The sequence below is a fragment of the Mycobacterium sp. genome (genome assembly GCF_036273375.1).
Classification (GTDB): domain Bacteria; phylum Actinomycetota; class Actinomycetes; order Mycobacteriales; family Mycobacteriaceae; genus Mycobacterium.
Window position 1 is genome coordinate 26,059 of record NZ_DASUHS010000093.1, and the last position, 14,921, is coordinate 40,979.

Consider the following 14,921-nt stretch of genomic DNA (forward strand, 5'->3'; position numbering starts at 1 on the left):
GCCGACGAGACAACTATCCGAACATCGTGAAGCGTGCGGTGCCCATGTCCTCGTCGACAGTGTGTGGTGGACGTTGGTGCGCACGCTGGCATAACGCCCTACTCACGTGAGCTTCCGGATCAGTTCTGTCGTTCCGAGGTGGCGGATGGCGTCGCATCCGCGGGTAAGCATCGTCAGGACCATCTCGTCACCGCGGTCTGTGGCCGCGGTAAAGGCGTAGCCGAAGGTCGTCAACAGCGGTACTTGCAGCATGCCGACGCGGTAGTCATCCCAGCACTCCGCGGCCGAATAGCCGTCGGTGACCCCATGGCTAAGTAGACGCCGATGATAAGCCTCGATCAGGTCGGGTTCTGCCGCCTGTCGCACAGCGCAATCCAGGCTGGTGCCCACGAAGTATGCGAGATCTCGTGCCGGCAGTCCGACAGCGATTGTCTGCCAGTCGACGACGGTGACCGAGGTTCTCGTGGGGTCGAACAGTAGATTGTCGAGCCGGTAGTCGCCGTGCAGCAGACAGTATCGATGGGGGTTTATTTGCAGCCATCGCTGCACAAGGTCTGCCGATTCGGTCAGAGTTGACCGATTTTGCGCACTGATGCGGTCGCCAAGACCGGACAGCGTTATGTCAAGGGCGGTACGGGCGAGTTCGCCCATCCCATGGGCGATGTCGGCATCCGCCTTCGGCATGGTGACCGCATCGAACGATAACCACGCGGGATCACACCATCGGGGTCCGTGAAGGCCGGCTAGCGCCTCAACCGCCAGACACGCTTCCGCCTCGCTGCAGCCGCGGATTTGATCGCCCTGCACCGCGGGACCCAGGTCGGACAACAGCAGAACGAATTCTGCTCCTTCACTGGCGATGTCGCAGTGATACACCTGCGGCAACGGTACATCGACTGTATTGGCGACTCGGGTGTAGAACGCGTGCTCGGCACGGTATCCCAACGCAACGCGATCGCGCACCTCCTGATCTTGGGACGGCAGCTTCGCAATGAGCGACCGTGGAGCCTGCGACGGGTGTGAGTAAGTGGGCGTGATTCGGTAGGTGGCCGCGGTTTGCCCCGTACCGATCGCTTCGACACTCACCGAGGAAATACCAACTTCCATCACCGATTCCAGCCAGGCGGCGGTGATCTGCGCAGGCGTGGCGGGAAGTGGCATGGACGTGACGTCACTGCGGGTCGGTCGTGTCGGTGAGGTCATGATCGGCTTCTGTTCTGTGCGTGTCGACGTCGCGTGCTGACTATCGCTCGTCTATCTGGCTGCGAGGCCTTGCAGATGCCTGTGAATGCACTTGCGTCTTTCCCGGGATCAGCCGCGAGCACCCGCGGCGCCTCATCGTAGATTGCGTCACGGCTCAGCAATGGCTTGGGCAACGGCTTAGCCGCCTTTCTCCCACCATCGTGGGGCTAGCATGACGTAAGGAATCGATGATATCTTATAGTGGGAAGCATCGTTATCTTAAGCTCGGCGCCTCCCCGACGAGAGCGCACCGTCCCACATCGTCGGATTGTGGAAGGAGTAGTGACGGCGACTGGCTGCCATGACGCAGTCCCAGCGTCATCGAGGTCTTCCGTGTCGTCGATGGGCGCATCGTCGAGGTACACAGATGCGGGCACGCGCAAGGGGTCTGGGAATGACACGCAGTCACGAGGAACTCGGGTTCTACCTGCTGGGCGGAGCCGCGGGCGAGGGACCCGCAGCGTTGGTCGAGCAGGCGCGACGCGGTGAGGAACTGGGCCTAGGCACCGCGTTCATATCTGAACGCTGGAACGTCAAGGAGGCATCATCGCTGGTCGGTGCCGCCTGTGCGGTGACGACGAGCATGAACATCGCCACCGCCGCGACCAATTGCAATACTCGCCACCCGCTGATCACCGCCTCCTGGGCCACCACGATGCACCGCCTCTCCGGTGGCCGGTTCACCCTCGGCATCGGCCGTGGGATATCGGCGATGTACTCGGCATTCAACATCGGTGACGTCACCACCGCCCACATGGAGGACTGGGCGCACGTGATGCGAAGGCTCTGGCACGGCGAGACCATCGTCGACCATGACGGGCCTATCGGTCGCTATCCCCTGCTGTTCCTCGACGCCGATTTCAACGAAGACATCCGGCTCGGGCTGGTCGCGTTCGGACCGAAGACGCTTGCTCTGGGTGGACGCGTCTTCGACGATGTCATCCTGCACACCTTTTTCCCTCCTGAGACGTTGCAGCGTTGCGTCACAGCGGTCAAACGCGCGGCTGAACAGGCGGGGCGCGACCCCGATGCCGTTCGGGTCTGGTCTTGTTTGGCCACCGTCGGCGACCACCTGCCTGAAGCGCTACGCGTGCGCAAGACGGTCGGACGGCTCGCCGGCTATCTTCAGGGATACGGCGACTTGATGGTTCGCACCAATGATTGGGATCCTGCTGTGCTGAAACGCTTTCGCGGCGATCCGGTGGTCACCTCAATCTCCGGGGCCATCGATGGCAAAGCGAGTAGCGAACAGCTCGAACACATCGCCACTCTGCTACCCGACGAATGGCTGGCGGCCGCTGCAACAGGCACACCCAGCCAATGCGTCGACCGTATCCGTGAGGAACGTTCCTGCGGCGCCGACCGCGTCATCCTGCACGGCGCCACCCCCGACGAACTAGAACCAATCATCACCGAATACAGCCGTGCCCACCCCGAGTGCAGGCAACCGATCAGAAATGCTGCCTCCTAGGCGATGTGCGGTCGAGCGCGGCACAGCGAGAACGGCTTTGTCAACCGAGTGGGTGATGACTGCCTCGGATTGCCTAGCTCGGGGGCTCAGACCTCCAGCAACGTCCTACCGTCCAGCGTGCGAACGGGACGACCCAGCTGCTCGAGCAGAGTCAGTGACTTGTGCACCCCGCCGTTGAGACCGTCGCGGCGGCTCGTGCAGAGCGCCAAGGCGGCTTCGGCCATGGCCTCGACTGGTTCGAGGATGTCTCCGCCAGCGATGGCATCCTCGGTGAGGGTCGCCTTCACGCCCTCGGTCAACACAGCCTTAACCGGCGCAAGGGCATTGGCAACAATAAAGTCGGCGTAAAACTCGGACGCGAGCCCTTCGGTCAGCCGGTTGAGGGCAGCCTTCGACGAACCGTACGCAGTCCCCTGTAAGTGGTAAATCGGGTCCGGTGGGGGCGTCGTCGGTATGTCGCCCGATAGCGAGGTGATGTTGAGCACCCAACCGCCGCCGCGTTCTCTCATCGCGGGGATCACACGTTGACACAGGTCGAAAGGGGCGAGGTAATTGATCGTGGTGATGAGGCGCAAGCGTTTCTCCGAGATCTCGGTGAACGGAGCGAAGATCGAGCTGGCGGCGTTGTTGACCAGTACGTCAACCGGCCCGAGGTCGGCGACCACGCGCTCGACCAGATCGGCCCGGGACTCGAGCGAGGTGAGATCGACCTGATAGGGCAACGCGCGGCCCCCAGCCGCCTCGATGTCGGCCACGGTCCCCCGCAGAGTCCCCGGGATCATTCCCTGCGCAGGCTGATCCAAACTCCGGGCAGCCACGGCGACGACGGCACCCTCGCAGGCGAACCGCTGCGCGATGGCCGCCCCGATCCCCCGGCTGGCACCCGTCACCAGGGCGACTCGGCCCTCGAGCGGCCGGGCCGCATCCTGCACTCGTGACGTCATGTTGTCCTACTGTCCAAGCGGATTCTGGGTGACGTACTGGCCCGCCTCGACTTGCGGTGGCCACAGGGTCGAGGGCAGATCGGCGTAACGGTAGTGACCCGGCATGTCCATGCCGTTGAGGCCGATCCGGTCCAGAAACGCCTTCGGCGCTTTTCCGGACTTCGCGATCTCGATGAAGGTGTGCGCGGTCGACCCGAGGTCGAACCAGTCGCGCTGCCACGCGAAGCGGATCTTGCCATCAGCCTCGTCCCGGGCCACGCCAAACCAGCTGCCACCGAGGCCACGGATCTCGTACTCCTGGCCGTCGGCGTCGAGCAGACCCGAGCGTTGCTTCCAGAAACCGATGATCATGGCGCTCTCCTCGTCGAGGACGGTGGCCATGTAGTCGTAGTGCCAGCCGTCGAGCCCCTCCATCTCCGTGCCCATTGCCCAGCGGCGGATCTCGTCGCGCCCCATCGCCATGAAGTGCTCGTCGGGGGTGAACATCCAGCCGTAGGTGGCGTCCTCGAGGTAGCAGTCCGCCAGGCTCCCCCAGTCGCCGGACCGTTCCGCTTCGCGGTTCACCTCGAGCCATTCGGCCCAGAACTCCTTGATCTCGGCGCGGGTGAGGGTGTCGCTCATGTTGTTTCCTTCCGTGGGGTGAAATCAGTACTGCCGGTAGCGGCGTTGCACGTGATCCTGGCGGATGCGAACCTGTTCGCGCCTCTCCTCCGGCAACACGCGACGCGTGGACTCAGGTAGGTGATCCCCGAGCTCGCTGAAAGAAACCTTGCGCACGGTCACCGTGGGAAGCCGATCCGTCGGCTGAGGGTAGGTCCAGCGCATGGCCATGAATCCCTCGTGAAGTCCGGTGGTGTCCAACCAGTTTGAGACACCCGGGTCGCGGTGGGCGACGACGTAGCGGTAGTGGCCATCGTCGTCACGCGCGGCCTGAGTGCCGTTCAGGCTGCTGACGTGGTTGGCGAAGTCGTGCGACTCGCCCCATACGTTGGACAGGTGAAACCCCATGTACGCCGGCAGCTCGAACACCTCCGTGTCGATGAGCAGGGCTTCGTCCTCGGCCAAATCGTAGACGCCTCCGGCGTAGACGTTGGTGCTCTGTCCGCCACCGGTCGCGAGCGACGCACCGGCCGGGCTGTTGAAGTCGTTGCGCGGCATGAAGCTAACGCCGTCGCCGTTGCGGTCCCCGTGCGCCTCCAAGACCACGTCGTAGAACTTGTTCCAGTAGCGAGTCTGGTTATCCACAATCTCGCCAATGCGGCGCAGCGCCGCCGCGGCGGTTGGCGGGTCCAGCGCGGGCGGGTGCTCGCCGACCTTGTCCGACCGGCGAATCAGCAACTCGGGAGACTCTTCCCGCTCCCAGTCGTGAAACAAGAACCGCACGGTCACGTGCTCGGCGTAAAACGTCGTATCGCTCCGCCGCGAGGTCCGTTGGGTAGCAATGAAATTGCCGGTGTGATCCGCCGGCCGCTCGGACGCCAGCAGGATCTCGAAGCGACCGTCGTCATCCACGGCCAGCTCCGAGGAGTCGAGTTTGCCGGTGTTGCCGCGCGCTCCAGGCTGCAGTTCGGCGAGGTCGCCGCTGTCACCGGCGTAGCCCGTGTGGGCCTCGATGATGACGTACTGGGGCGCAATGGGACCCGACGGCGCGGGCGGCTGGCCGCGCCAGTGTCGCGAGTCCCGCACGTGGCCGGTGATCCGGTAGGAGTACCGGCCGTCGATCGGCGTCGAGAGGTACATCGCGTCGGCGTTGTCGATGGTTGCCTTGTCGAGCACGCCGATGCTGCGGCGGAAGTACGGGAAGGCGGGATCCCCGAAGAAAGCCCGCTCGACGGCCGAATGCACGAAGCCCAGCAGGTAGCGGTAGCCCTCCGCAAGATCGCGCGGCCCGGCCTCCGGCGGCGCGTGTAACTCGGTCGCCTCCAACGCTTCTCGCGCCGACCCTAGCCGATCCATCATCTCTTCCCAGGCGGCCCGCAACAGGTCGACGTGCTCAGCAGGCACGACCCGACTCCCATCCGAAGCGTTCGAACAGCGGCGCCAGCCGTGTACGAATCTCGTCGGATTGCAGCCCGAACTCCTCGAGGCTGTAGGTGTGTCCGGACCGATACTCGCGGCCCTTCTCCTCGGCCAGCGCCTTCTCCTGCTCCGACACCATGTCGATCTCGATCTCGTCGTATACCCGGAGCATCGTCTTAGCCGGGTTCCTCACAAGGTCCCGGTAATCCACGATCACGCTCGGGACCTCCGGGTGGGCGTCCAAGACATCGAGTGGGTGTTGGTAGTAGTGGTAGGACGAATCCACGATGGACCGGAACGACTTCCGCATGTCCTGCTCGGTCCGCTTGCGGGCCGACCAGGCGAACTGTAAGAGCTTGAGGAAGCTCGGAATCGTCTCATGTGGGTTGCGTACCGGAACGACGAACCGGGCATCGGGGAAGGTCTCGATGAGGCTTTCGACTCGGCCGCAGTGGATCGGGGCTTTGGAGAGGTGCGTCAAACCCCGACCGTTGAGAACCAACTGGCGGCGCACGCACTCTTTGTAGAACTGCATGACCCGGCGCCGCTTGGCAGCCGGCCACCGGTCGTCGACGTAGTAGAAGTCCAGCTCCTCAACGTATGGGTACTGCACCACCCAGAAGCCCGACGCGCACGACATCGTCAGCAGGAACTCGTCCTCCTCCGGCGCGAAAAGCCCTGACTCGTGCACGCTTTGGCTCTTGCTGAACAACCGATCGTCGAGAGCGTCGATACGCTTGCGCAGCCCTCCACCCAGGCGTTGGTCCCACCGCAGCACCGCCCGCAGCACCTTCTTCTCGATCAGCGAGGGGAAGAACATCTCCCACAACAGCACGTAGGAAAAGCGGGGATCGTTTGCCATCATGCGGTGCAGGTACGTGGTACCACTGCGCGCGTGGCCTACCACGAAAACCGGACCGCGCACCTCGGTGCGTCGCAGGGCCGGAAAGAAGATGGGATCGAGCGCGAACGTCACCGTGTGCAGCGCGGCCAGCGCCGGGACGACGACACACAATGTGCGGTACTGGCGGCGGCGCCGCGCGGGATCCTGCTCGCGGCGGACCAAGCGGACCATCATCCACCACGTGCGCCAGTCGAAGTAAAAGAGGTTTCTCATTGCTTGCCTTAGGGATTGACCTTGCTGATGACGTCCTCGGCGAACCGCTCCAGCCTGGCCACCTTGTCGGTGAGCGGCTGCGCGTCGTCCCCCTTGACGTAGGGGTTACGGAAGCCGATCACCACGTCGGTCACGCCCATGTCCTCCAGCCGCTTGCACCCGTCAACGGTGCGCGCGTCCTGGCTGACGGCGTGAATCTCGAAGGGCTCGTGCGCATTTCCCGCTTCGGCGCGCAGCGCGTGCAGCTTCTGCAGCATCGACTCGAGCCCGTCATTGGGCCCGCCCGCGTGCATCCACCCATCGCCCTTCGTCGCCGCCCGCTGCAGCGCGGCCTCCGAGTGGCCGCCGATGAGCAGCGGAACCGGCTGTGCCGGCACCGGACACATCTTCAGCGAGGGGACGTCGTAGAAACGTCCGTGGAATTCGAAGAACTCGCCGGACTCCAAGCCCCGGAAGACTTCGATGGCCTCATCCATGCGGGCGCCCTTGCAGGCCGGGTCGACGCCGGCCATCAAATAATCGTCGGGATACGGGCTGGTCCCGATGCCGATGCCGAGGCCCAGGCGGTTGCCCGTGATCTTCGCGACCGAGAATGCTTGCTTGGCAACCCATACCGGCGCGCGGAGCGGAAATTTCACCACGAAGGTGTTGAAGCGGATGCGCTGGGTGATCGCGCCCAGGAAGGCAGCGAGCACGAAGGGCTCGATGAATTCTTTGCCCTCGAGGAAGCTGCGATCACCATCTGCCGTGTAGGGGTAGACGGCATCCGAATGCTCCGGGTAGCCGATCGAGTCGGGGATCGTGAATCCGTCGTAACCTGCGGCCTCAGCGGCAACGGCCAAGCGCGGCAGGCACTCCGAACGCGTCATTACATCCGTGAACGTGAAGCGCATGGTCACGACACGTCCACGTGACGAGTCATCTCAAAGCTGCCCGCGAAGGCCCGCAACGGTAGGTCGGCGCTTGTGATACAACCGGGGCGTGCTTCCACGACGGCACGGAGAGAATTCAGCGCCGGCATGCCGGTGACCGTCATACCCACAGACGCGAGCGCCTCGGGTGTCGAAAAGTCGGTACCTGGCCGTGGCAGGATCAGGTGCTTGCTGTAGATCACCGGATCGGCGTCGATCTTGGTGATGTAGCAGCCTTTGACGTTCACCTGAGGGTTTGTCTTCGGGCTCATGGCGAGTTCGATCACCGCTTCGATGCGCGGGGTCCCGTCGACCTTGCCGACGTAGCGCAGCCGGCACGCGCCCAGCGAACCCTTGGGCAGGAAGTACCAACCCAGGTCGATGTCCTCGGTACATGCTCCGAGCTCGTATTCGAATTCGGGCGGTCCGTCGAGTTCCACACCGAAGCAGTCCGCCAGCAGGTAGACGCCGTCGGCGTAGACCCGACTGCCGATTTCGAGTAACCGCGGCACCTCGGGATCGTCGACCGGGCGACGGAATCCGCAGTTGTCCCAAGACTCTACGGAGTGATGGCAATCCGCTGGCGTCGATTCGGTGACGCTGACGTATTTGATCTTTGCGACATCGCAGCTGTGGATGACGCCCAGGATGTGGCACAGCCCGGGGTTCATGCCGGTGCCGTAGAACGTCGACCCGCCGCGTTGGCACGCCTCTTCGAGCACGATCCGCGGGGACTTGCCCGACGGATGCGGATGGTTCTGTTCGCGATGGTGACCGGTGATCCAGTCCGCCGTGGTGACAATGTTGATGCCCGCGCTCAGGACGCGTTCGTACAGGTCGAAGTCGGGGAATACTCCGTGGAAGGTGACGACATCTGGCCTGGCCGCGATGATTTCGTCGACCGTACCCGTGGCCGTAACTCCGATTGCGGGTAGCCCGACTATTTCGCCTGCGTCCCGGCCGATCTTCTCCGGTGTATAGCAGTGCAGCCCAACGAATTCGAGGTCGGGGTGTTCCATGATGCGGCCGATCATCTCGGTTCCGACGTTGCCGGTGGCCACTTGGAATACCCGTACCGGTCTTTTCATGGAATCTCCCTGATCCTCGAGGTGATGTTTATGCCAATGTCCACTGGCGACATGGTTTTTCGCGAGTCGTGAGTCACCGTGCCGAGGCGTGCCAGTCGGGAAACAGGCGGGCGCTCGTTGTCCGCGCAGCCGCAGAGACGACGGGGCCCAGCGCTTCCAACTGCATCGTCCGTCGTGCCGCCAACGAGATCGCGGCGACCACGCCGTGGGGCCCGAGTACCGGCGCGGCCACGGAACTGATTCCCATCCCGCACCGCTCTGCGCTGGAGAACGCGACGCCTCGGCGTCGCCGCACTCGATCGAGCCGCCGATGTAGGTGCTCGATGCTCATTCCGGCGCCGGTGGTCCGTCGGTGATCGGCCGCGTACCGCCGGTCGACGTCTTCGGGAGACAGTTGGGCGAGCAACGCACGACCGGTGACCGTCTCCTCGGCGCCCAATCGGGCACCGACGCGGGACGGCACGCTGTACGTTGCAGCGCCCCCGACCTTGTCGAGGTAGTGCACGAAGCTGCCCTCCAGTACGCCAAGGTGACACACCGCGCCCGTCCTGAGATTGAGGTCAGTCAGCACTGCCGACGCCGCCGCACGAACGTCGGTGTAGTCCGCCGTGCACCCGTGAAGCTCCTGGAGCCTCCTTCCGAGCCGGAAACCCTCGGGGCCATGTTCGAGCCAGCCCAGTTCCACGAGCTGACGCAGAATGCGAAAGGCCGTCGAGCGGGGCAGTCCGGTGTGGTCGGCGACTTCCTCAAGCCAAGCGGACTGGCGGTGCGGGCCGAACACGTCCATGACCAACGTGACCCGCTCGACGACTCCCGACCGATGCGTCTTGCAGTCGTCGAAGGCGCGGACGTCCAGTCCGGAATGAACTGTCATCGGGTCTCCTCCCGTGTCGAGCTGCTGGATCCATCGCCGTCGCGACCATGGCGGTCTGTTCGCTGGCGTCAGCCGCCCACCATCTCGTTGATCGCGTCGTTGAAGTCGGGGACCGCCGACCCCATCGTCAGTGCACCCGCATCGATGATGTGGGTCTGACCCGTGATGTAGCGCGACTCGTCGCTCGCGAGAAAGACCGCCAGGCTGGCGACGTCGTCGGGTCTGATGAATCCCTCAAGCGTCTGGTGTCGGGCGAACGCATCCAACAGGCCCTGGCTGGGAAACGCGCTCTCGACGCCGGCGGTGAGGACCAGGCCCGGTGCGATGGCGTTGCAGCGAATCCCTTGCGGGCCATGGCTGGTGGCAACGTACTTCGTCACCGCCAGTGCGGCGCCCTTCGCGGCGGCGTAGGCGATGAATAGGTGCTGGCCGAACAACGGCCCCGATGAGGCGGTGATGATGACAGATCCGCCCCCGGTCTTGACCATCTCGGGGATGGCGTGCTTGCATCCCAGCACCACTCCCATGAGGTCGACGTTGTAGGCCAGCCACCACGCCGACTCCGGCGTGCTGACGATGTCGGTGTCGAGAGACACCTGAGCCGCGCCCGCGTTGTTGTGGATGATGTCCAGCCGGCCGAACTCGTTGATCGCGGTATTCACCATCGCCTCGACCTCCGCGTCGTTCGTGACGTCGGTGTGCGTGGCTACCGCCGACCCCCCGACCGACCTGATTTCCTCGACGACAGTGGTGGCGTTGGCTTGGTGGATATCCGCGACGACGACGGAGGCGCCCTCGCGCGACATCGCGCATGCTGTCGCGGCACCGATGCCGCTTCCCGCGCCGGTGATGATGGCTACCTTGTCCTTCAGGCGGTCGGTCACCATGGTCCCTTCGAGGGGTGAGTCACTGAGCCGCCGCGGAAGCGGCGAGAGGGCCGAACGTATCCAGCTTGTCCGACAGCCTGCCCAGGTATGCCTGTACCTCTTCGGCGGACCTGTCGGGCACTCCGTAGACCACTTCGGACACTCCGAGGTCAGCCCACCGGGACAGCCGCGCCGCGTCGGGCCTGTCCGTATCGAGAACAACGATCCTCGGCAGTTCCGTGCGGCCGGCCGAATCCCATTCGACGTAAAGTGATTTGACCAATCTCTCGATATCGGCGTCCCGGGGAGTCGACATCCAGCCATCGGCGTACTTTGCGATCCACTTGAAGTTCTTTTCGTTGCCCGTCGCACCGATCAACACCGGAACGTGTTCCTGAACGGTCTTCGGCCACGCCCAGCTGGGCCCGTAATTGACGAACTCACCGCTGTATGACGCTTCTTCCTTGGTCCAAAGCTCGCGCATGGCTTCGATGTACTCGCGAAGCATGGTTCGGCGCCGCCCTGTGGGCACATTGTGGTCGGCCAGCTCCTCGAGATTCCAACCGAAACCGGCACACACCTCAACTCGGCCGCCGGAGAGGTGATCCAAGGTTGCGATCGACTTGGCCAATGTAATGCAATCGTGCTGAACGGGCAGGCAGACCGCGGTCGATAGCCGGATCTTGGTGGTCACCGCGCAGGCCGTGGCCAAGCTGACCCACGGATCCAATGTCCGCATGTACCGGTCGTCGGGCAAGCTGGCGTCACCCGTCGCAGGATGAGCGACTTCACGTTTGGTCGGTATATGGCTGTGCTCGGGAACGTAGAACGTGGTGAACCCGTTCTGCTCCGCCGCAGCCCCCGCGTCCGCGGGGGAAATTCCACGGTCGCTGGTGAAGAGAACGATGCCGAAGTCCATGCTGGGTCAATCCCTTTCGGTTGCCGGATGGTTTCGCTGGACAGGACCCGGCTCGGGCATTTCAGGTGTCCAATAGTGGACGGACAGCGCGCGGGTCGGGCACATGTCGATCGCGCTCTGCACCGCGTCGCGATCCTCTTGCGGCGGTTCGGCGTTGAGGATTTCGACCTTGCCCCGTTTTGGAACGTGGAATTGGGCGGGTGCTTCGACCTCGCACATGGCATGGCCCTGACACAGGTCCAGGTCTACTTCGACTCGACAGGCGATGGTCATCCCTACCTGCCGCGCTTGCGGTAGCGAACCTTGGCCGGTCGATCCAGCTGCACTACCATTTTCGTGTGGTCGTTGCGGTATGAGTCGGCGGGCTGTGCCATCTCGAATTCATACTCGCGCAACAGAACCGAGAAAATCGCCTTGATCTGCATGGTGGCGAACGCGGCTCCGACGCAGCGGTGCCTGCCCGCACCGAACGGGATGTACGTCCACCGGTTGGCGAGGTCGGCCTGCTCGGGCTTGTCGTAGCGGTCCAGGTTGAACCGTTCCGGCTCGGGGAAGTCCTCGGGGATCTTGTTGGATACCGCCAGCGAGCAGGCCACCATCTGACCTTCATGAATCGGGTGACCGCGTACTTCGAACTCGCCCTTCGCCACACGCATGACAATGATCAGCGGCGGATGTAGCCGCAGCGTCTCCTTGACTACGTTGTCCAGCTTCGGAATCGAGCGCAGCGCATGAAAACTCACTTCTTGGCCGTCGGCATAGAGTACGTCCAGTTCCGTGAGGACCTCCCCATAGACCTCGGGATGGCGGATCAGTTCGATCAACGTCCACGACGACGTCCCCGAGCTGGTGTGGTGCCCGGCGAACATCAATGAGATGAACATGCCCGTGATTTCGTCGGCCGAGAACCGGGCATTGCCCTGCTCGTCCTTGATCGACACCAGCACGTCGAGCATGTCGCGATCGGCCTTTTCCTTGGGCGGGTTGGCGAGTCGCTGATCCATGATTTCCTGCACCAGCGCAACGAGTTTGACGCGTCCCTCGTCACGGCGTTTGAAGCTCTCGATCGGCAGGTACGGGTCGACGTAGCACAACGGATCCGTGCCGCGCTCCAGGTCGTGGTAGTACTCGGCGAACCGGTGATCGAGCTGATTGCGGAACTTCAACCCGATCAGGCATGCCGTGGAGGTGTAGATGGTCAGCTCGGCGAAGAAGTCGAGCAGTTCGATCTCACCCTCGTCGCCCCAGTCCGCGATCATCTTCTTGACTTCGCCCTCGATGGTGGCCGCATGGCCCTTCATCTGCTCACCACGCAACGCAGCGTTGTGCAGCATCTCCTTGCGCCGCTCGGGGGTCGCGTCGAAAATTACTCCCTTGCCGAAGATCGGCGTCATAAACGGGTATGCCTCAGCCTGGTCGAGATCCTCGTCGGCCGAACGGAAGAAAAACTCGTTGGCCTCCGCCCCGGTGAGCAGCACCACCTCCTTGTCGGCGAGCTGAAAGATGCCAACGTCACCGCACTCGTCGCGCACCCGTTGCATCAAACCGATGGGGTCGGTACGAAACTCCTCGAGATGGCCGTGCTCGCCCCCTCCGCCGGAGACACGCGGAACGATCGCTGTCGTCATGAGTTCAGGTTCTCCTCGTGTTCGATACTCGCGCTGAAGCATCCGCGATCGTGGCTGTTCACTACGCAAGCCGTTCGGCGGCAGGCATGGGCTGCGCTAGCTGAGAACGAAGGATCAGGGGCACGGCCTCGTCCAGCTGCGCGGCGACGCGAGCGTAGCCGCCGACAGTGTCCCGGGCGTGCATCATCGCACCGGAGAAAAGCAAGTGCAGCGTGGAAGTCATTGACGCCGGATAACCGGGCCCCAGGGCGGCCGCGATTCGGCGACTGATCTCGGTGGCGATATGCGAGCGAATTTCGTTCACGACGACGTCGTCGGCCATCAGCGCGATGGTGCACGCATCGGCCAGATGCGGCTTGTCGGCGATCAAGAGCGCGAGTTCCCGCAACTGCGCGTTGACTCGCGATTCCGCGGTGTCGTTGACGTCCGTGAATATGGCCGCCTCACGAAGCAGGCGAAGGTAGACCTCGGCGATCAGTGCGTCCTTGGAGGGGAAATAGGTGTAGGCGGTCGTGGGCGATACGCCCGCGCGGGCCGCCGCGGTGCGCACCGTCAACTCGCCGTAGGTCGACTCGCTCAACTCCTCCACCGCCGCGGCAACCAGCTTGCGCATGCTCTGCTCAGACCGCACGTTTCGTCGCCGCTGCACAGTGCGGGTCGGGGACGGTGTCGTCTCATTTCCGGACACTTGTTCAGATTAGCGGCATCGGCGCTCAGACGCAATATGCCCGTGAATTGCGCACTGAAATCGCGTACCTCGGCACACCGAGGATCCACGACATGCGGCGGGACGTGGACGGTCAGGCCGGCAATCTCCGTTAATACAGACAGCTGTCCGTATTCAGGAGCATGGGCCGAGGCCTAGGAAGCGAAGACGGCTGAAGCTCCTTTCATGCCGCCGAGCCACCCACCGTCGGGGTTTCCCGTTGATTTGCTGAGGGGAAGCCGGTCGGCGATGGCGCGCCTGAACAGGTTGCGCGGAAACGGCCGGCTCATCGCACAACCGCCGACCCGGGCCTAGCCGGTGGTCTTGCCCAACCCGCTTTCCATGAACCGGCCCATCGTCGTGACGGCGCGGCGCCGTGACATCAATCGCGTGTTGACCAGAGTGACCAGTCGGTTTGGGCGCCCGGGCATGACGAGATGCTTGCGCCCGATGGTGTGCAATGTTTCGGCCGCGGCATCAGCGGGGTCGGCAAGTTGCCACCGCGGGTAATTCGACAGCGCATCACCCTGGGTGTCCATCAAGCCGGCGGACATCACCAGCACGTCGATGCCGGTGCCGCGGGTTTCGTACCACAATGCTTCACCGAATACGATCTGAAATGCCTTGTTGGCGGCGTACGGACCCGTGTAGGGGGCGGGTACCAATCCGCTACCCGAGGCCACGATCACGATGGCCCCTCTTCCCCGCTTTGCCATCAGGTTCCCGAAGCGGTGAATGAGGTTGACGTACGCCCGTGCGTTGATGTCGATCATCGTGTTGTGGACATCCAATGGCATATCCAGAATTTTCGGGGTGTCCCCCGGGGTGAACATGTGGTCACAGATCAGCAAGTCGACGCTGACATCGCCAAGCGCATCCATTATCGACGGATATACCGAGAGGTCGCCGAGGTCAGCAGTGATCGGACGGACGTCGACACCATATTGCGACCGCAACTCGGCAGCCCGCGCTTGAAGGTCCTCTTCGAGGATGTCCACCAGCACGAGATTGATCTTGCGGCCGGCTATTTGGCGCGCGAACGCAAAGCCCAGGCCTTGCTCGCGGGCGCTACCGGTGACCAGTGCCCACGAGCCGGCGAACCGGTCAAGCGGATGATGCTTACGCACTGGCCTTCC

At 63.5% G+C, this 14,921-nt stretch carries 15 protein-coding genes; 1 reads left to right on the forward strand and 14 read right to left on the reverse strand.

The genetic code is table 11. The annotated features are described in order from the left end of the window. Window positions 1-102 precede the first annotated feature (102 nt). Complete coding sequence (locus VFW69_RS08750; RefSeq protein ID WP_526500206.1) at window positions 103-1,161, reverse strand: phosphotransferase family protein; 1,059 nt, start codon at window positions 1,159-1,161, stop codon at window positions 103-105. 475 nt (window positions 1,162-1,636) lie between these two features. On the opposite strand from VFW69_RS08750, the gene VFW69_RS08755 reads away from it, so the two are divergent. Continuing rightward, window positions 1,637-2,713 (forward strand): TIGR03857 family LLM class F420-dependent oxidoreductase, encoded by a 1,077-nt coding sequence (locus VFW69_RS08755; protein ID WP_526500208.1) that lies wholly within the window; start codon window positions 1,637-1,639, stop codon window positions 2,711-2,713. 86 nt (window positions 2,714-2,799) lie between these two features. On the opposite strand, the gene VFW69_RS08760 is transcribed toward VFW69_RS08755, so the two are convergent. From VFW69_RS08760 to VFW69_RS08820, 13 genes are all read right to left on the reverse strand, one after another. Continuing rightward, window positions 2,800-3,657, reverse strand: coding sequence for an SDR family NAD(P)-dependent oxidoreductase (locus VFW69_RS08760; RefSeq protein WP_526500210.1), 858 nt, complete (start codon window positions 3,655-3,657; stop codon window positions 2,800-2,802). A 6-nt stretch (window positions 3,658-3,663) separates the two neighbouring features. Continuing rightward, window positions 3,664-4,278, reverse strand: a complete 615-nt coding sequence (locus tag VFW69_RS08765; RefSeq protein ID WP_526500212.1) for a nuclear transport factor 2-like protein — start codon at window positions 4,276-4,278, stop codon at window positions 3,664-3,666. Window positions 4,279-4,302: 24 nt separating this feature from the next. Further along, complete coding sequence (locus tag VFW69_RS08770; protein WP_526500214.1) at window positions 4,303-5,661, reverse strand: hypothetical protein; 1,359 nt, start codon at window positions 5,659-5,661, stop codon at window positions 4,303-4,305. Next, window positions 5,651-6,793, reverse strand: a complete 1,143-nt coding sequence (locus tag VFW69_RS08775) for a sulfotransferase (RefSeq protein WP_526500216.1) — start codon at window positions 6,791-6,793, stop codon at window positions 5,651-5,653. The genes VFW69_RS08770 and VFW69_RS08775 overlap by 11 nt, the downstream gene beginning before the upstream one ends. Before the next feature lie 8 nt (window positions 6,794-6,801). Then, the gene (locus tag VFW69_RS08780) at window positions 6,802-7,686 is read right to left on the reverse strand and encodes a TIGR03619 family F420-dependent LLM class oxidoreductase (RefSeq protein ID WP_526500254.1); all 885 of its coding nucleotides are present in this window, start codon (window positions 7,684-7,686) and stop codon (window positions 6,802-6,804) included. A gap of 2 nt (window positions 7,687-7,688) precedes the next feature. Then, window positions 7,689-8,792 carry an NAD(P)H-dependent amine dehydrogenase family protein gene (locus VFW69_RS08785; protein WP_526500218.1) on the reverse strand — a complete coding sequence of 368 codons (1,104 nt, stop codon included), beginning with the start codon at window positions 8,790-8,792 and terminating at the stop codon, window positions 7,689-7,691. A gap of 73 nt (window positions 8,793-8,865) precedes the next feature. Continuing rightward, window positions 8,866-9,666: an IclR family transcriptional regulator gene (locus tag VFW69_RS08790; protein WP_526500220.1), complete on the reverse strand. Its 801-nt coding sequence runs from the start codon at window positions 9,664-9,666 to the stop codon at window positions 8,866-8,868. 68 nt (window positions 9,667-9,734) lie between these two features. Continuing rightward, entirely contained in the window at window positions 9,735-10,553 is an 819-nt protein-coding gene (locus VFW69_RS08795; RefSeq protein WP_526500222.1) for an SDR family NAD(P)-dependent oxidoreductase, read from the reverse strand. A gap of 19 nt (window positions 10,554-10,572) precedes the next feature. Beyond that, window positions 10,573-11,451: an LLM class F420-dependent oxidoreductase gene (locus VFW69_RS08800; protein ID WP_526500224.1), complete on the reverse strand. Its 879-nt coding sequence runs from the start codon at window positions 11,449-11,451 to the stop codon at window positions 10,573-10,575. Between the two features lie 6 nt (window positions 11,452-11,457). After that, window positions 11,458-11,724 carry a ferredoxin gene (locus tag VFW69_RS08805; protein WP_526500226.1) on the reverse strand — a complete coding sequence of 89 codons (267 nt, stop codon included), beginning with the start codon at window positions 11,722-11,724 and terminating at the stop codon, window positions 11,458-11,460. A 2-nt stretch (window positions 11,725-11,726) separates the two neighbouring features. Then, a complete protein-coding gene (gene cyp51, locus VFW69_RS08810; RefSeq protein ID WP_526500228.1) occupies window positions 11,727-13,079 on the reverse strand; it encodes a lanosterol 14-alpha demethylase in 1,353 nt (450 codons plus the stop codon). 61 nt (window positions 13,080-13,140) lie between these two features. Then, window positions 13,141-13,692 (reverse strand): TetR/AcrR family transcriptional regulator, encoded by a 552-nt coding sequence (locus VFW69_RS08815; RefSeq protein ID WP_526500230.1) that lies wholly within the window; start codon window positions 13,690-13,692, stop codon window positions 13,141-13,143. A gap of 404 nt (window positions 13,693-14,096) precedes the next feature. Beyond that, complete coding sequence (locus VFW69_RS08820) at window positions 14,097-14,912, reverse strand: SDR family NAD(P)-dependent oxidoreductase (RefSeq protein WP_526500232.1); 816 nt, start codon at window positions 14,910-14,912, stop codon at window positions 14,097-14,099. Window positions 14,913-14,921 lie beyond the last annotated feature (9 nt).

What these genes read in the sequence shown, in the direction of transcription:
- cyp51 (WP_526500228.1), bottom strand. Translation starts at nt 13,079, where the DNA reads ATGACGACAGCGATCGTTCCGCGTGTCTCCGGCGGAGGGGGCGAGCAC.
- VFW69_RS08805 (WP_526500226.1), bottom strand. Translation starts at nt 11,724, where the DNA reads ATGACCATCGCCTGTCGAGTCGAAGTAGACCTGGACCTGTGTCAGGGC.
- VFW69_RS08790 (WP_526500220.1), bottom strand. Translation starts at nt 9,666, where the DNA reads ATGACAGTTCATTCCGGACTGGACGTCCGCGCCTTCGACGACTGCAAG.
- VFW69_RS08800 (WP_526500224.1), bottom strand. Translation starts at nt 11,451, where the DNA reads ATGGACTTCGGCATCGTTCTCTTCACCAGCGACCGTGGAATTTCCCCC.
- VFW69_RS08750 (WP_526500206.1), bottom strand. Translation starts at nt 1,161, where the DNA reads ATGCCACTTCCCGCCACGCCTGCGCAGATCACCGCCGCCTGGCTGGAA.
- VFW69_RS08815 (WP_526500230.1), bottom strand. Translation starts at nt 13,692, where the DNA reads ATGCGCAAGCTGGTTGCCGCGGCGGTGGAGGAGTTGAGCGAGTCGACC.
- VFW69_RS08785 (WP_526500218.1), bottom strand. Translation starts at nt 8,792, where the DNA reads ATGAAAAGACCGGTACGGGTATTCCAAGTGGCCACCGGCAACGTCGGA.
- VFW69_RS08795 (WP_526500222.1), bottom strand. Translation starts at nt 10,553, where the DNA reads ATGGTGACCGACCGCCTGAAGGACAAGGTAGCCATCATCACCGGCGCG.
- VFW69_RS08760 (WP_526500210.1), bottom strand. Translation starts at nt 3,657, where the DNA reads ATGACGTCACGAGTGCAGGATGCGGCCCGGCCGCTCGAGGGCCGAGTC.
- VFW69_RS08755 (WP_526500208.1), top strand. Translation starts at nt 1,637, where the DNA reads ATGACACGCAGTCACGAGGAACTCGGGTTCTACCTGCTGGGCGGAGCC.
- VFW69_RS08780 (WP_526500254.1), bottom strand. Translation starts at nt 7,686, where the DNA reads ATGCGCTTCACGTTCACGGATGTAATGACGCGTTCGGAGTGCCTGCCG.
- VFW69_RS08765 (WP_526500212.1), bottom strand. Translation starts at nt 4,278, where the DNA reads ATGAGCGACACCCTCACCCGCGCCGAGATCAAGGAGTTCTGGGCCGAA.
- VFW69_RS08775 (WP_526500216.1), bottom strand. Translation starts at nt 6,793, where the DNA reads ATGAGAAACCTCTTTTACTTCGACTGGCGCACGTGGTGGATGATGGTC.